The sequence below is a fragment of the Psychrobacter sp. NPDC064578 genome (genome assembly GCF_044901245.1).
In the GTDB taxonomy this organism is placed as follows: Bacteria; Pseudomonadota; Gammaproteobacteria; order Pseudomonadales; family Moraxellaceae; genus Psychrobacter; species Psychrobacter cibarius_C.
Genome location: NZ_JBJDPI010000002.1, coordinates 65746 through 81046, shown reverse-complemented (window position 1 = coordinate 81046; position 15301 = coordinate 65746). Strand labels below are relative to the sequence as shown.

General features: G+C 41.5%; 11 protein-coding genes and 2 tRNA genes. 7 read left to right on the top strand and 6 right to left on the bottom strand.

Annotated elements, in window-relative coordinates:
- The first annotated feature begins 21 nt into the window (after positions 1-21).
- The 7 genes from ACI2JM_RS02320 to ACI2JM_RS02290 all read left to right on the top strand — a co-directional run bounded on the left by ACI2JM_RS02320 (position 22) and on the right by ACI2JM_RS02290 (position 8372).
- The gene (locus ACI2JM_RS02320) at positions 22-942 is read left to right on the top strand and encodes a hypothetical protein (protein ID WP_404641801.1); all 921 of its coding nucleotides are present in this window, start codon (positions 22-24) and stop codon (positions 940-942) included.
- 18 nt (positions 943-960) lie between these two features.
- Positions 961-3573, top strand: a complete 2613-nt coding sequence (locus ACI2JM_RS02315; protein WP_404641799.1) for a T6SS effector BTH_I2691 family protein — start codon at positions 961-963, stop codon at positions 3571-3573.
- Positions 3574-3575: 2 nt separating this feature from the next.
- Entirely contained in the window at positions 3576-4778 is a 1203-nt protein-coding gene (locus ACI2JM_RS02310) for a DUF6708 domain-containing protein (RefSeq protein WP_404641797.1), read from the top strand.
- Positions 4779-4840: 62 nt separating this feature from the next.
- Entirely contained in the window at positions 4841-5095 is a 255-nt protein-coding gene (locus ACI2JM_RS02305) for a hypothetical protein (RefSeq protein ID WP_404641795.1), read from the top strand.
- A gap of 257 nt (positions 5096-5352) precedes the next feature.
- Positions 5353-5928 carry a hypothetical protein gene (locus tag ACI2JM_RS02300; protein ID WP_404641793.1) on the top strand — a complete coding sequence of 192 codons (576 nt, stop codon included), beginning with the start codon at positions 5353-5355 and terminating at the stop codon, positions 5926-5928.
- Between the two features lie 30 nt (positions 5929-5958).
- A complete protein-coding gene (locus tag ACI2JM_RS02295) occupies positions 5959-7020 on the top strand; it encodes a hypothetical protein (RefSeq protein WP_314885279.1) in 1062 nt (353 codons plus the stop codon).
- A gap of 50 nt (positions 7021-7070) precedes the next feature.
- The gene (locus ACI2JM_RS02290; RefSeq protein ID WP_404641791.1) at positions 7071-8372 is read left to right on the top strand and encodes a hypothetical protein; all 1302 of its coding nucleotides are present in this window, start codon (positions 7071-7073) and stop codon (positions 8370-8372) included.
- 189 nt (positions 8373-8561) lie between these two features.
- Here ACI2JM_RS02290 and ACI2JM_RS02285 read toward each other — a convergent pair.
- The 6 genes from ACI2JM_RS02285 to ACI2JM_RS02260 all read right to left on the bottom strand — a co-directional run bounded on the left by ACI2JM_RS02285 (position 8562) and on the right by ACI2JM_RS02260 (position 15257).
- A tRNA-Leu gene (locus tag ACI2JM_RS02285) sits at positions 8562-8648 on the bottom strand.
- Positions 8649-8811: 163 nt separating this feature from the next.
- Positions 8812-8885 (bottom strand) — tRNA-Cys (locus tag ACI2JM_RS02280).
- 238 nt (positions 8886-9123) lie between these two features.
- Positions 9124-10221: a formate dehydrogenase accessory sulfurtransferase FdhD gene (locus ACI2JM_RS02275; RefSeq protein ID WP_270895147.1), complete on the bottom strand. Its 1098-nt coding sequence runs from the start codon at positions 10219-10221 to the stop codon at positions 9124-9126.
- 85 nt (positions 10222-10306) lie between these two features.
- Positions 10307-12679 (bottom strand): FdhF/YdeP family oxidoreductase, encoded by a 2373-nt coding sequence (locus ACI2JM_RS02270; RefSeq protein WP_404641789.1) that lies wholly within the window; start codon positions 12677-12679, stop codon positions 10307-10309.
- Positions 12680-12912: 233 nt separating this feature from the next.
- Positions 12913-13881, bottom strand: coding sequence for a c-type cytochrome (locus ACI2JM_RS02265; protein ID WP_404641787.1), 969 nt, complete (start codon positions 13879-13881; stop codon positions 12913-12915).
- Positions 13881-15257 (bottom strand): cytochrome c, encoded by a 1377-nt coding sequence (locus ACI2JM_RS02260; protein WP_404641785.1) that lies wholly within the window; start codon positions 15255-15257, stop codon positions 13881-13883. Before ACI2JM_RS02260 ends, ACI2JM_RS02265 begins: the two co-directional genes overlap by 1 nt.
- Between the last annotated feature and the right edge of the window lie 44 nt (positions 15258-15301).

Sequence of the window (15301 nt, the reverse complement as noted above, 5' to 3'; positions counted from 1 at the left end):
ATATAAAAGTATGACAGTCTCATGATGAACCAAATAGAGAAACCACCGAACGTAAGCTTACAGACTCAAAGCCTCGATTTTCGAGCACTTAGTACCTTTGATGTCATGATTGTTCATCATAGCCAGACAGAGCTGATCGGCGAGATTAATTCTGCTTTCCCCGACGCTATACATTCATTACAGCAAGAGTTGCTTAGCTATCATATGATCGATAGTCCAGTCATGATCACGCTAAGCTCAGATATAAGTAATATCATAGAGGTATATTTGCAGCAGTGTGAGCTGCTATCTTGTCATCATGGCATACTCACATTACTGGATTATACCGCACCTAATATAAGGGCAGAAAAAACTAGAGTCAGTGCAAAAGAGTATTTGCCAGACTATCCGGAATGGCAGCAGCCCATAGTTAATGCAACTGATGTAGATGCCTTCAAACCAGACGCTAAGCAAATTGCTCGCTTATTAGGTCTTAATCAAATTATCCAAAAAGGTAGTCAAAAAAAGCATTTTCGCTACTTAGATGCACAGGTACTTATTCACCTGTTACCGCTGAAACAGCACCACTATATCGCCAATCGCTATGGCTATCCCAAGCGGCTTTGGCTACCAATAGATAATGAGTGGTACAGCTTAGATAATATTTATCATTATATCGCTGACTCTAAAAATTATATCCAATATCAGTCAAACTACTGCCCAATAACTCAAAACCAGTTAGACGACATTAGTATTCTCAACCGCTTCTTTGCTAAAAAAGGGATTGAAAGTAGTGATTTGATAATTAATCACTATGGGATATTACTTAGTTGGTTGGACAAGGCAAATATTCAACTGACAGCTGCCACGCATCTGACTAATCCTGTTGACCGTATGACAATGATTAACAGGTGGCTGTATGAGTGCTATGAACAATCTGGTTCAGCAGAAATGGATAGTTAAAGGATAAGGAATAAGGCCATGGCAGAGAGATGTGAACAGTGTCAAGCGCAGGGGATTACGATATTGCCTGTACGTTGGGGATACCGCTTTAAAGAAAAAGAATTGAAATCTGTATCGAGATTGCTTCATGAAGGCTATATTTATATTCTTGATAATAATCGAGAGTGGTATGGATTTGTTGTCACACAAGGTCGCTATTTAAAAAGTTTTACGGTGACTGGTATATCAGGTATGCCGCCATATTCAAATGAGCCAGACTTGCCATATGCAGACTCAACATGCTTGGCAGGGAGTAACTGTCAAGCATTAAACAGCTTTATCCGTATTCCCAATCCAAACAAAGATATCGACACATTATGGGTCGCTTATAGCCCTGTTAAATGGACGAAAGCAGTCATTGAAAGACATCAAAATAATACTGATGGCGCTAAAACTAACAATATGATTGAAGTACCTGTATCTGTCACCCAGTCAAGTAGTAAATCATCTTTAGAACTTAGTGAATCACAAAATGGCGGAGGCTATAACTTATGGGAGTATGACCCAGATGGGGAAGGAAAAGAGCCAATCACTCAGTATTATGCCATTGAATATTTAAATTATATCAATCCGTTCACTAAACAGCCTTATGCTCCAGATAAATCACATGAAAAAAAGAGTCTCACAACTGAATTATCGAAGATAGAAGAAAGTGGAAATCGTGTTTTGAATGTTTATTTCAATGACGAAGTTGGAAAGCTAATTGATTTAAATGAAATGATGCTGAATATTGAAGATTACTATGACTCAAAATTATTAAAAAGTATGTTTACTAATTCATTCGATAAATTAAATCAGAAACAATTAGTTGCCAACACCATACTTGATATAGAAAAACAAATAAAAGCTAATGCTCCAGCATATGTTGCCAAGCAGAAATCTGAAGCGTTGAGGAAACCTTATGGTTCTGATGCAACTTTATTGAGCTCTAGAGAGGATTTGATAAGAGGTTATTATAAAAGAAACTGGGAAAATGGATTCAAAGATTCAATAAGATATGATGAAATGTTGAAATGGCTATCTTTTTATAGTTCAACTCAGGCTAGCAATAACGAAGAAAGAAAAAAGCAATTAGCAATGATAGTTGAAAGATATAACAACATGTGGTTTTCAGAATATCTAAATGATGAAATGACTTATAATTTTGATAATACTGATACTGATAGTTGTGCCAGCTATACGCTTACCGTACAAAATTTCGTTGGTTCAACAGCTAAGTACTCGGAAGTAGCAAAAAGTTATATGTATATGTTGTCACTATATTCACTCCTAGAACCTTATAATTATCTAGGACGCGCCTGCTGTTTTAATAATGAAACCATTATTAGTGAAGTAGAGTCTATCTCTACTAGTGATGGTATGACTATTGACGGTATTGTCACTTTGTCATGGTCTGCTGCTGCAGGTGAAGTACTATCAAAGATAAAAAATCAATATCTAGAAAAAATAAAAATGTCTGGTACTACTATCACCCTAGAAAATCTTATTTTTGATCCATATCTCTATATTCGTAAAAAGGGCATTGAGAGAAAAGCAACCAGTACTTCATACCCTAACATACGGCTTGGACGCAGTGATTTATTAATGAGTATATTTACTAGAAGACCTTTGTCTGTGGTTACTGTTGAAGGCAACATTAGAGATATTACTAAAGGTGTTTATGGACTATTGAAAACAGAGTTGAGCAAAAATGGAGGTAGTCAATTAAGTAACAATAAACTCAAAGGTGCCGCTACGCAATTTGTTAATCAAATGAAAAGTGAAGGCATTAATATAGATAAAAATATCTCTACCAAAGTGACTGCGTTTGTAAGTATAGATGCTTTGACTAGTGCTAACGATGCTAAGAATTCAGCAGGTGTAGCAAAATCTATGATGACTGACCGAAGACTACAGTTTGAAGAATTTAAAGGCTTCTATAAAAATCAAGCATCCAAATCGGGTGTTGGTAATTTCGGCGGCGTGCTGCAAGTATTGTCTTGTTTGAGTTTGTTTAAAGGTGTTATAGGGTCTGCTGATACCGATGCTAAGGAACCTTTACATAAGTTCGGTGGCAGTATAGCGATACTTGCAGGCGGCGTGGTACAGCATAGAGCGGATGTTGTGGGCTTAAGAAGAGAGCTTTACGGAGCAATATCAACCGATAGCCCCCATAGACAACTCAAATTAGATAAAATGATAAAAGGTAATAAGCGCGCTTATTCAGGTCTAAAAGCAGGTGCTAGGGGACTCAATATTGGTGGGGCAGCCGTCTTTGCTTATTATGATTATCAAGCGGGTATGACGAACATCGAAAATGATGATGTCGCAATGGGAGTCCTATATTTAACATCTGCTGGTTCGGGCGTTATATCAACTGGCTTACTTGTATTTGGCGTTAGTGGTTCGTGGGTACCAGTAGCGGGATGGGTCATTTTAGGGGTATCTATTGTTACTGGTTTAGCCATCATGTGGTTTCAAAAAACACCACTGGAAAAATGGGTGAAGTATGGTACTTGGGGGATGGATTCTAATGAGTGGTCATTAGACTTTGAGAAGGCACAGCTGGAAAAAGCTTCTGAAGGCATAGAAATTGACATTAAGGACAACTAAAAATGAGTGCATATCTTGTAGACATGGAAGGGAGGTTTCGATTAACCAAGAAGCTGCCATTTTTGACCCCGGGATATCAAGCGGTTGGGCAGAAGCTTGCAGACGTCAAAGGCATTCATGAGACAGTGCCTTTGGATAAATATAAAACCTATGATGTGCCATTGCACCCGCAGCAAACGGTGGTACAGTTTAACTCGACTTATCTTGAAACCACAGGGCGTAATGAAAGACGTCGCGGCGATGCCGTAGGATGGGGGCTGTCTTTAGGATTTGTTGGAGTGTCTGTGAGCAATGGTATCCTATATCTGATTGTAAAATCCACAACAGATTTTGATATTGTATCTCTCAGTATTGGTCTTATTCTCGCTTTTTCTATGACCTTATTCTTTGTTCCATTAATCAATGTGCTCTCAACCGAGTTATTTACCACACGGCATTCTCCTATCCGCTTCAACCGTAAAACCCGTAAGGTCTACGTTCGTCAGTATAATCGCAAAGTAGAAGTATATAACTGGGATGACTTAACCTTTTTTATTGCTTATATCAATGAAGATAAAGACATCAGAGCGGTGACATTTGATAAAGACGGCGAAACCATTACCGGTATGTTTGCACTTGCCTTTCAAGATGAAGTTTTTGATAAAAGTTTAATCAGTTATTTTGAGTTTATCCGTCGTTATATGGAAGGCGATGACCAGCAACTAAAAGAAGTCAAAGAAGCAATACGTTACATCTACCCTATACATGAAAAGCGTGAAACCCCACTGATGTCATTTAAGCGTTTGATACTCAATGAGGTGCATCATGATCATGAGAACATGGAGTATCCAGAACGGACTTTTGAGTTTCATCCTGTGACCTTAGTGGTTCTACCTTTATTAGCACTGCGCTATGTAGGGCGTGTAATCTCCATGCTGACCAGCTACCGCCATCAGTTTAGCAAAGCTATTGAAGCGGAATGTCAGATTGATCCCAATGACCCTTATGATTTAAACAAACATTTACCAGAGGGCAACCTTGAACAGAATAACCAGCCTATTTGGAAGACCATTGTTTACAGTGTAGGTATTATTATTGCTACTATTATCATGCTGTTTATCGGTGCATTTATTATAGACATGATAGGCGCGGCAAGACCACATGGTGACTATCCGAGCATGGTCGATAAACTCTGGTATGTGATTGGTTTGGGGTGGTTGTCTTAATAAATCATTGGCTACCTTTTTATTACTGCATATGATTGCTTAGAAAAATAAGAAGGCGGTAAATGCAACTACGCGATGATTTCGCTACCCACCTTAGTGAGCTTCACAATCCTATTGACCGTCCTTATACCGCCAGTATAGACAAAAGCTTATTAAAGAGCACTGAAGAGATTGAACATCTTAACAAAGAAATTCATGATGTTAATCCTGATTACTTAACCTTCCTACCCGCATACTTCTGGGTGTTTTATTTTGCTGTTGGCTGGGTTTATTTTTCTTCATTTTGGTTAGGTAATTATTTTCTTCATTTTGGTTAGGTAATTATTTTCTTCAAGATATTGGAGAGGTTGTCTTTATAGATGGTGAATTTAGTATTTTTGATATAGTATTCAGCTTCTTATGGATTGTTGTATTTGGTACGCCACTAATTTTATTTCTCTATCAACTCATCAGAAAGCGCTTCATTCGTACCCAGTACTACTTTTTAAAAAAAGAACAGAAAATAGCTTATTATTACCGTCCATTATGGAATTTTAGACAGCCTTATGAGCTTAAGATAGTCGACTATAAAGATGTGCATCCAGACTTACATCAAGACCCATATAATCGAGCCTACACACCGCTTAATCTGTATGTCGCTGATCCTGAGACAGGCGATATCACCCATCATCTCAAGCTAGAAGATTACAGAGTAAACCCACGCGTACAATGGGCGTTTATTCGTACTTACATGGAAGGCCCTGCGGATGATCTGCCAATAGACGCTCAGTTCTGTGAGGCTTATCCAGCTGATACAAGTGGTTCACTATTTGCCTGCGCTGATATTGTCTTTCGCAAAAACGGTATACTGCCGAGTGATCATTCTGGCGGTGGTCAGATCATGGTCTTTATAATAGGCTCAATAATAGCTTTAGGTAATCTATTTCAGGCTAATCATTACCAATGTACCAAGCGAGCCATCTTACATCCTGACGTGCAAAAGCTTTTGACATGGAACGGTCAAAACAACCCTTACCCGATACAGCCAATTACGCCAGAAGCTCAAAAGGCTTTTGATGGTAAAAATTGGCAAGTGAATATCAGATGGATAGTGGCGATATTAATTAACATAAGTTTGTTTGTATGGGTGGTGGTGGCTTATAATAGCTAGCAAAAATTGCTAACTACATATTGTATAACTATGATCTTACCTGTTCCTCCTATACCTCCTGTCGGTAAAATACTCAGTCGCCCTTATGAAGGAGAGATTGGTAATTTCCAAGAAAAAAAAGCCAGTATTGATAGAATAAGTACACTTATTCATGATGTGAATCCAGACTATCTGCTATTTCATCCTATCATTAACTCTATTCAAAATGTATGGCTTTTAGCGTCATATTGTGGTGCATGGTTGTTTGGACAGTTTTTATTTTTATTTTTATATGTAGTTCTTAAATATTTTTTTATTGAAGAGTTTGAGCTAATAGTTTTATTTCCAATTATTATGCTTATAATATTCCTAACAATGCTTGGCTTTTCACCATATTTAACTCTAAAGCAACTAAAAAGAAAGCAATCTCGATACCATAAAATTCTACTACTAAAAAATACCCAGCAGATTGCTTACTACGAACATAACGGTAAGCAAGCCCCTATCTTTCATCTGATTAATTATAAAGATATCACAGCCTCCATAAGGCGTAATGAAGGTTTGGTGTATGAAGTACTGAATCTGCACATCATCGATGAATCAACAGGAGAACCAAGCTTATCTATTAACTGTGAAGACATGCAACTAAACCCTTATGATCAGTGGGCGTTTATTCGCACCTATATGGAACGTCCCGCTGAAGAGCTACCGCTTGATCCAAGGTACGCCCACGCCTGTCCAACAGATATTAGCACCTCATTACTAGCCTGTGCTGATATCGCTCAAGAGAAGAAAAACAAAGGTTTGACTGGTCTAAGGCACGAGGTGACTTTTATGGGTTGGTTGCGCGCTTGTACGGTTAGCTACTTAGATTTAGCCGAGGGTAATATATACCAGTCGAGCGCTAATCCTGCACTACATCCGGAAGTTCAGCGTCGGCTTATGTGGGATGGTCAAAACAACCCATATAACATCTTGCCTGTCACCGCAGAGCGCCAAGCAGCTTTTGCAAACCAAAATCAAGCCGTTAAGCGGAAATGGTATTCAGGAATGGCTATTAATGCGACTTGGTTTATTGGTTCGATATTGTATGTGATGTTGGTGATTGCTTAGATAAAAACTTATCAGCCAACCTCTATTAAGCAGTATGAGAACCGCTAAAAATGAACAACTACATCATCAGACCGCAAGAGATTTACTTATTAGAGCGTTACAGCTCACCCGCCTACTTTAAAGAGATGCGCGATGCCTTTGCGAATATGCTAGAAGCTGCTGAATATGCATTGGAGCTATTTGTCAATGATTTACCCTTTGATTACCGCACGCGCCCCTTAAACCAACAACCTGATATCGTTTGGGTCGAGCGGGTATTACCGAATTTACGTGATACTTTAGATAGTCTCAATGTTGGCTATCAAGAGCTTTTAAAAGGGGATCTAGCGGCAATAAGATATGGCGGTAATGTTGAGAGTGATTTTCGGGCTATCAGTATGGATTATGATATCGATTGGATGCCTGAGCAGCAACAACTTGATTATGAAAAATGGCGGAGAGAGGTAAGCACGCGCGCTTTTAACTTAGAAATAACCAGTTATTTTGGCTGGAAAATTGGTAGTTTAATTGAACGCTATACTACTGAATCGCGAGGACCACTTAACCCACCCGAATCGTGGCCTATTTATCGTCTTAATCCAAAATCTAGCGTTGAGTTAGATGAAGTCGTCCCTGTGGCAGGTATTTATGTTCCAGATAGAACAGATGCCAGTGCCCAAGTGCTGCTAGATGGCATGTTAGCAAATGAAGCTTACGTCGGTTACGATCCTGAGACCATGCAAGCGGTCGGCATGGCGCCAGTCACTTGGATGCTCGTTGAGCGTATCGCGGATAGTGGTGGTGGCAGTAGTGTAGTACTGGAATCTTCACGTTGTGAGGCAAATCAGCCTTGTCCGCAGACAGGATATTGGTGGTCACCTGCCAGTCAGGAGTTGCAACATTTTCAAGCAGAAGACATCATGCCAGACATGACTAAAGGAAGGTGGGAAACCATTTGGTATTTTAACGCAACCAACCCGATGACTATTCAACCTACCACGAGTTATATAAAAAGGAAAAGAGCCAGGCGACCCAAAGTTTACCAACGACACAATGGAAATGCGTATTTAAATAGCTCTGTTAAACATGCCTTTTTCACTATGATCATCGTAGATATATCGATTCTGCTGTTTGTTGAACAAACTCGCGGTCCTTTAATCTATGAGCAATTATTAAAGGCTATCTTTATGCAGGCACTGTGTTTATTTATGCTCACGGATTCCAAATTAATGCTTGCGCTGGCTAGTGTCACCAATAGGCCGTTAAGTACTATGAAAGTGGCTGCTTTTTTTATCATGTTAGGGTCGTTCTATCTATTTTTTATTACGACACAAGGTTTGCTTTTGCAGAACGGGATAATAGAATGTGGCTAACTATTGATTATATACAATTGATATAGCTTATTACCCTAAACGTGAGAAGGACGTTTAACAGTAAAGCTAGCAGGTGATTACTAGCAAATTGTCTAAATAGTGGAAAATCTACAGAAAAAATTTAGTTTAATAAGAGAAAGTGCACAATAAGAAAAAGGCTTCCAATTACTTGGAAGCCTTTTAATATAATGGTACCCGGAGCCGGACTTGAACCGGCACGCTATTACTAGCGAGGGATTTTAAATCCCTTGTGTCTACCAATTTCACCACCCGGGCAAAACTTGTATTATCTAAAAGTAAGCTTTCTACTTGTTAGATAGTGGTCGCTATTATAAGCATTTATATTAATAAAGCAAGCTAAAATTAATATAATATGAATAAAATTAATATTATATGAATAAAATTAATATAATATGAATAAAATTTTAACCTAAATAATTGGAGGCTGAGGTCGGAATCGAACCGGCGTTAACGGAGTTGCAGTCCGCTGCATGACCACTCTGCCACCCAGCCAATCAAGGACGCCTATATTAGCAAATATAATTTAAATTACAAGTTATTTTTTAGCTAAATGCGAATTATCTATTCAATTCTCCTTATTTGACCATAAATTAATGGCTATTCAAAGTATGAAGAGGTCAAATTAAGCCATTATCAAGCTTAAAAATCAGGGTTATATCTCTGTAATCAAAGCGCTGCAAATAAGGGTTTATGAATGAGTGTGCTTAATGAGAGAGTCGAGCATAAAACTTTATAGGTTTGAATAATTCGAATAGTAAGTGACTCTGTTATCACGCAAAAAACCCGCTAATCCTAAGCCATAACGCTCAGCGACACGCACTGCCGTACTGGTAGGTGCAGACATACCAACTAGCCAAGGGATGCGCCCACGAATCGATTTTTGTACCAGCTCAATCGATAGGCGCGAGGTCATAAGGACGCAGCTAATCTCTATTTTATTGCGCAGTTGCCAACCGATCAGCTTATCAAGCGCATTATGGCGTCCTACATCTTCGAATAGGTATAGCTGCTGATTATACATCGTCGCAGCGGCGTGTACGGCACCAGTCAATTGGTGCGTATGCTGCATCGCATCGACTTGCTGGCGTATTGCTAATAGACAGTCAAGACTTGGTGTATCTGCCTTTTGTCTGTTTTGACGATAGATACTCAAGTCAGGCAGTGCTTGTGTTAGCCCTGTGATGCCGCACATACCACAACCTGTACGCCCTGCTAGCTGACGTTTTTGCGCTTGGATACGCTGATGGCAACGCTGGTTTAGTACTAGCTCCACCACATAAATGTCATAATCTTGCAGTGACGATAAGCTTTGTTCAAATGCTGCAGATTCTAAACTTTCATCCGTAGAATCTCTTATAAATCGTTCCTTTATAAATGAGTCTTGCGTGAATTGTTGATAATTTCCAATATCATTCAGTTGGGTAACTTCCCAATCAAGCAGCTCATGACTATGTTGAATTAAGCCTTCGCTAAACAAAAATCCGACGGCTAAATACTCTAGCTGGTGAGGGCTTGCCATCAGTACCGCATAGTGAATACCATTGATAACGATAGCAACCGCAGCTTCCACTGCTAAGCTAGTTGATTTGCAATCGATACTGATTTGCTGCATAGGGGTCTGTGCAATATTAGTCTTAGCAACACGGGTCTCAATAATGTTGTTAGGGTTATATTTATCTGTCGGATAATGATGCTTTTGCGCCCAATGATTACGTGCAAGCGGCGTTGCAGATGCCTTTAGAGTTTCTGATGTCTTATCTGTTAGGGTATTTACCAAAAAACTATCGCTATATTTTGCGTCAGTTTCAGTATCACTTTGGGCAATCATAATACCTCGTTATATCGTATGGTCATTGCCAAAGTTATCATCTCCTTTAAATATATGCATCATTCAATGATCCGCCCGTTGCTGACTATGCATGATCGGTCGTACCAGCATTTGCCTCAACGCGTTGCAAAACAACGGTCGTCGATTTATACGCTGGTATGTGAGAGTCTGGTGCATGCGTGTCTAAATCAAATAAGTTATTACATTCAGGATAATAAGTTGCGACAGCGTTAGCGGCGATATCTATCTCAGTCAATACTAACGGCCCTAGCGTGCGTGGCTGAACGGTACCGTCTGTGTTATTTGAATCATTTGAGCTGGCATGGCGAGATACCATTACTCGGTCACCTGCTTGCCAACCCAAACGAGTCATTTCATCTGGGTGCATAAACAACACATCACGGCGAGTGGTTTGGCGATAGCGATCTTCAAATCCGAAAATCATGGTATTAAATTGGTCATGGCTACGGACACTGGTCAATTGCCAAATTTTTTGTTCGTTGTTTGGCGCACTATTAGTCTTATCATTAGGTTTTTTGTCATGGTGAAAGGCTAATGAGGTCTCTGCCATTTGTGCTGCGACGTAGGTGATAGGGTATTGTGGTACTTCAAATTGTGCTTTGCCACTGTCAGTATTCCACACACGATGACGTGCAGAATGGTACAAATGAAAGCCACGCTCGGTTTCGCGAATACGCTGATTAAAGTCTTCAAAACCGTCAATCGCTTGGGCGATATAATCACGAACGATGCCAAAGTCTTCACTCATTGCTTGCCAAGGAATGGATGAATCAGCACCAAGCACGTGAGTGGCGATATCTGCTACAATTTGTGCTTCAGATTTCAACGTATCGCTGACGGGTTTCAGATTGCCTCGAGTGGGTACAATCTGACACATGGAATCTTCGATAGTGGCAAATTGCTCACCTTTGGCAGTAATAATACGTTCGGTACGACCTAAGCAAGGCAAAATAAGATTGTTCGCGCCCGGATACAGCATAGTTTCATTAAGTTTAGTACCGACAAAAATATTGAGCTGAGTGGTGGTTAAAGCGTGTTGAATCGCACTGGTATCAGGTGCTGCCACGGCATAATTACCGCCCATACTCATAAAGACTTTGAGCTTACCGGCAATCAATGCTTTTGCACCAGAGACCACATCAAAGCCATTTTCTTGCGGCATCGGACGTTCAAACACACGCTCAAGGCTGTCTAGTAGCTTTTGTGCAGGACGCTCATGGATGCCCATGGTACGGTCGCCCTGTACGTTAGAGTGACCACGAACGGGAGACGCGCCTGCGCCATCAATACCAATCATCCCCATTAATAATAATAGGTTGGTAATCATCGCTACATTGTCATCGCCTTGGACGTGCTGAGTGATGCCCATGCCCCACGTGCAAATGGTCGCAGGGCTCGCCGCTACCAGTTTTGCTATATTAATGATTTCCTCTTTACTGATACCAGATCCGCGTTCCAAATCTGGCCATGATTGTTGGCGAAGCCACGCGTCGAGTGCCTCATATCCTGACGTATGCTCATCGATAAAGCTTTGATTGATTTTATTGTTTTTAGTCAGCCACTTAGCGATACCGGTTAAGAGCGCTGCATCGCCGCCGATCTGAATTTGAATGACCTCATCGACCATCGCATCACTTTGACCTGCCGCCATATGCGTGGGCTTTTGCGGATTTCTAAATTTACGTAAGCCTTGTTCGCGCATAGGGTTGATTGAGAGGATCCGACAGCCTTGCTCGTGAGCATGAGCAAGCATTTCAAGCATGCGTGGATGATTGGTCGCAGGATTTTGTCCAAACATCAATATCAGTTTGGCTTGCTCAAAGTCTTCCAATTTCACGGTCGCTTTGCCAATACCCAACTGTCTACCGAGCATTACCGACGTTGGTTCGTGACACATATTGGAGCAATCGGGTAAATTATTGGTGCCAAAACAGCGCACAAACAGCTGATACATAAAGGCGGGCTCGTTGGTCACACGGCCTGAGGTATAAAATAGCGCCTCATCTGGCGAATCAAGCTGTCCTAATTGCTCAGCGATACATGTATAAGCGGCTTCCCAAGAGATTGGTAAGTAGCGGTCTTGCGCGGCATCATAATATACAGGCTCTGATAAACGACCACTATGCTCAAGCTCATAGCCCGACCAGCCTTGTAGTTCGGTGACGCTATGTCGCGCAAAAAACTGCGCATCGGCTTTTTTTGTCATAGTCTCACTGGCGATGACTTTGATGCCGCTTTCACAGACATCAATGGCTTTATGTGACTTATGATCTGGCCAAGCGCAGCCCGGACAGTCGAATCCGCCTTTAGGTTGGTTGCTTTTTAGCACACTCAAACCACCACGTAAAAAAGTCTGATAATCCATCAGTTTACGAGTAGAGGAAATCAGCGCAGGCCAACCGGCAGCAGGGTGGGAGTAAACAGGAATTTTGCGCATGACAGACCTCACAGTAAATGGCGGTAGCGGACTTTGATATACAGCAACTATATAGTGACGAGCGAGAAGTTTGTAGAAGCATTAACTATAGATAACAAAAAAACCTTTAAGAAAAATGTATTTTCTTAAAGGTTTATCGTGTCAATGCTCACTCACAAGCGAGCGTAGAATGATGTCTTCTTAAGTGAAGTCCTATTAAGTGAAGTCTTTATAAATATCGTCTTCTTAAGATATCAGTAACGCGCGTCTTTAGGTTTTTTACCATTTGGCCAATCATTGACCTTGCCAGCAAAGTCAGGGCGCGGCTGATGAGTAAAGAAGTGCGCCACATCGACGGCATCTTGATCGCTCAGCACATTTCCGTGACCCCATAAGCCTTTGGTCTGAATACCCATCGGCATGTTGTATTTTACAAAGGCCGCTGCCTTGTAAGTACGTGCCATACCAGCACCGATGTTAAAGGATTCATCGCCCCATAGTGGCGGGAACACGATATCGCCGCGACTGTCTTTGATGCCTTCGCCATTATCACCATGACAAGTTGCACATTGAGCTTTATAAATTTGTTCGCCGCGGACAGGATCTGGGATTAGTGATTCATCCACTTTACCTGCATTTTGGATATCGACTTTTTGCTCTTTTGGGGTATTTTGCGATAGCCACTTCATATAAGCCAACATTGCCAGCATTTCAGGGGATTCAGGTTTCAACGGTTTGCCATTCATTGAGCGCTGGAAGCAGCCATTAATGCGCTTGGTTAAATCGACTTCCTTACCAGATCGTGGCATCACGCGCGGATAGAAGTTATAACTATTGATATACGGGTCGCCAAGTGGAATTTTACCTTGTGAGATATGGCAACTGTTACAGTTCATCTGCGCGCCAACATGCTCTGGCAGTAAGCGCTTGGTTTCGTTTAATAAGCGTTTACCATAAAATATCTCATCAGCATTTGGCTCATCCAAGATAGCCGTATCTTGCGGCAGCACATAAGTGCCGATATCTTCGTTGGCATCATCAGCGGTGACTAAGCCGTACTCAGGCGCATTCTGCTCGATAGGCTCGGGCTGCGAGCAACCACTACTGATAGCGGCGATACTAAGCGCTGAAGCAGTAAGGATAGCGTTGGTTAAGTTGCCCATATTGATTTTTTGAGAGATAACGCGAGCAATAGTAGGCAAGTTGAGTGGAGATTTTTTCATTATTCTGCTCCTTTTGTTTGCGCATCAATACTTAAGTCTGGGGCAATATCCGTACTGGTTTTTGGTTTTTTGGCGAGGAAAGCCCGCATTTTTACCACATCATCGACATCGATTTCAGGCGCTTGGTTGGTCCAGCTATTGCGGACATAATTGACCACCTCTGCCACATCTGCATCGCTAAGATTGCTGAATTCAGGCATAGTAAACGCCATACGGTCATATGGGGTTTCAGGCATACGACCACCGCTTAAGGTAATCTGTAGTACCGAATCGGCATTGTTAGAATAAACCGCACTATTGCCATCAAGCGCTGGGAAAATACGCGCGACTCCTTTACCATCGACACGGTGACAAATTTGGCAATATTCGGCGTACAAAATCGAACCGCGCGAATCATAGTCGCCATCTAGCAGTTTTTGCGTAGTGATGTCTTTTTTCGCAGGTAGTGTGGCTTCTTTGTTTGGTGCTGGCGTTAACGTTTTTAGATAGGATGACATGGCGTTGATGTCGTAGTCGGTCATATACTGGGTGCTATGCTCAACCACTTCGGCCATGGCACCAAAGGCAGCAGTGGTATCAGTACGCCCAGTTTTGAAGAAGTCATTTAATTCTGAAACTGTCCAAGTGCCAAGTCCGCGATGCTCACCGCGGATACTTTTGGCGCGCCAACCATCGATGATGGCACCGCTCAAATACTTGTTAGAATCTGCATTACTTAGAGCGATTTCTTGAAATCCAATACCGCGCCCAGTATGACAAGAGCCGCAGTGCCCAGGACCTTCGATTAAGTATTGACCACGAGTCAATAGGGCGTTGTCAGTTTCAGGGACAAAGTCACGTTTGCGATCAAATAAGACCTGCCAGTATGCCAAGGGCCAGCGCCAGTTTGCTATCGGAGGTAGCTCGCTTTTTAGATTGGCTTGTTTGACGGCTTTGACATCGGACATAAAGAAAGCGTACATCGCGGCTAAGTCTTCGTCTGGCATGAGTTGGTAAGAGGGGTACGGCATAGCAGGGTACAAGGCTTTATTATCACTGCGTACCCCATGCTTCACGGCGTTTTTAAAGTCGTCGAAACTATAGTTGCCGATGCCAGTTTCTTGATCGGGTGTGATATTGGTCGAATAAATTGCCCCAAGTGGCGTTAGCATAGGCAAACCGCCTGCATAAGTCTCGCCATCGAGCGTGGTATGACACGCGACACAGTCAGCAGTGCGCGCGATATATTCGCCCTGCTTGATGAGAGCAGGATCAGTGATATTGACCTCGATATCGTTACTGCTGGTGCGCATATTTGGCAGTAATTGCCCAATAATAAAGGCAACCACCAGCCCGATGATGGCTGCTATTATTATAATCAGTGGCCATTTTTTCATAAGCCCGCCCTCCATAAGATATTTTTACTAAGCTTATAATTCAT

Bases quoted from the DNA above. Each gene is read 5' to 3' on its own strand.
- ACI2JM_RS02260 (WP_404641785.1), bottom strand. From the start codon at position 15,257: ATGAAAAAATGGCCACTGATTATAATAATAGCAGCCATCATCGGGCTG.
- ACI2JM_RS02290 (WP_404641791.1), top strand. From the start codon at position 7,071: ATGAACAACTACATCATCAGACCGCAAGAGATTTACTTATTAGAGCGT.
- ACI2JM_RS02315 (WP_404641799.1), top strand. From the start codon at position 961: ATGGCAGAGAGATGTGAACAGTGTCAAGCGCAGGGGATTACGATATTG.
- ACI2JM_RS02305 (WP_404641795.1), top strand. From the start codon at position 4,841: ATGCAACTACGCGATGATTTCGCTACCCACCTTAGTGAGCTTCACAAT.
- ACI2JM_RS02270 (WP_404641789.1), bottom strand. From the start codon at position 12,679: ATGCGCAAAATTCCTGTTTACTCCCACCCTGCTGCCGGTTGGCCTGCG.
- ACI2JM_RS02295 (WP_314885279.1), top strand. From the start codon at position 5,959: ATGATCTTACCTGTTCCTCCTATACCTCCTGTCGGTAAAATACTCAGT.
- ACI2JM_RS02265 (WP_404641787.1), bottom strand. From the start codon at position 13,881: ATGAAAAAATCTCCACTCAACTTGCCTACTATTGCTCGCGTTATCTCT.
- ACI2JM_RS02310 (WP_404641797.1), top strand. From the start codon at position 3,576: ATGAGTGCATATCTTGTAGACATGGAAGGGAGGTTTCGATTAACCAAG.
- ACI2JM_RS02275 (WP_270895147.1), bottom strand. From the start codon at position 10,221: ATGATTGCCCAAAGTGATACTGAAACTGACGCAAAATATAGCGATAGT.
- ACI2JM_RS02320 (WP_404641801.1), top strand. From the start codon at position 22: ATGATGAACCAAATAGAGAAACCACCGAACGTAAGCTTACAGACTCAA.